General features: G+C 25.0%; 1 protein-coding gene. It reads left to right on the forward strand.

Annotated features, from left to right (window positions below; translation table 11 throughout):
- The first annotated feature begins 57 nt into the window (after window positions 1-57).
- Window positions 58-828 (forward strand): hypothetical protein, encoded by a 771-nt coding sequence (locus ACYUEW_RS18935; protein ID WP_265204626.1) that lies wholly within the window; start codon window positions 58-60, stop codon window positions 826-828.
- Window positions 829-1,366 lie beyond the last annotated feature (538 nt).

The raw sequence follows: 1,366 nt of genomic DNA on the forward strand, positions 1-1,366 counted from the left end.
TAACTAAGCTTTTTAACAATAAGTAAGGGGAATATTTACAAATAAAGGAGCGAAATAATGAGATTAAATAATTATATGAAAAATTATGCAGACCTGCTATTAAAATCAAATAGAAGTTTGTATTCTTCAGGATATAATAATTTAAATAATAAAAGGAATTCAAATATATATGCTGAAACTTCTGATTTTATAAAGAATGACATAGATTTTGATAGATCAAAAGAGTTTTTATCTAATAGAGAATTACTTTCAAGATTAAAAAGTATTAATGGAAAAGAAATTAAACCAGTAAAGGCTGTTGATAATGTTTTGAACTTTGAAAAGGGAGTATATAATAAAATGAAAACAAAGTCAGGAATGACAGCTATATTTACTGCTGGAGATGGAGGCAATGTATATATGCCTTATGATGATATTAAAGATAATTTTTCTTTATGTCCTTCAGATTCTGGGGAAGTAGCTAGAGCAGGAAGATTATTTACATATCTTGCAAGCGATAAAACAGGATATTGTGCTTATTCTTCATTTAGTAAAGAGGAGATAAAAGAAACATTAGGAAGTGTCGGTATTAAACCAGGATGGTTTGAAGTTAAAAGTGGAAGTTATTCAAATAAATTTTATATGTTAGATGATGGCGATATTTATCCAGAATATCAAATAGAAGCCGAAAGAAATGGAATTAATAAAAGTAATTGGTTTAAAGATGGATATACTAAAGATTCTAAATTTATTTTAGATGGTAAGGAGTATAAATTAGATGATGAAGGTCATTTGCATATACCAAAGGGGGAAGGGTGTGTCATGGAAAAACTAATAAGGATTAAATAGAGGTCCACTGGAAATGTAAAAAATATTAATATAATTTGTTTTTTGTTTAGTTATTATGATTTGTTTTAGACATGCTATTTCAGATAGAACTTATCATGTATTAGTATTTTAAAAAATTTATCCTGTAGAGTAATAACCTTAAAAAGTTTTCTCTATGGGTTTTTATTTTTATGATAACTTTAATGTAGACTAATATTTTCCTAAAAAGTAGAATGATATGGATTAATATTAAATATGAGGAATAATATGTACTAAATTCATTAAGTTGTATAAAAAATAACGAAAATAATGTCAAGAAGCTTAGTTATACTATAGATAATGTAAAGATATATTATAATTTAACACCTGAAATTTCATTTGAAAATATATATCCTGTATTACCTAAATAAACATTAAAAAGGTTTAAGGTAATTAAAAAATATAACTAAGCTTTTTAACAATAAGTAAGGGGAATATTTACAAATAAAGGAGCGAAATAATGAGATTAAATAATTATATGAAAAATTATGCAGACCTGCTATTAAAATCAAATAGAAGT

This window comes from Clostridium sp. CTA-1, from assembly GCF_054768215.1.

Bases quoted from the DNA above. Each gene is read 5' to 3' on its own strand.
- ACYUEW_RS18935 (WP_265204626.1), top strand. From the start codon at position 58: ATGAGATTAAATAATTATATGAAAAATTATGCAGACCTGCTATTAAAA.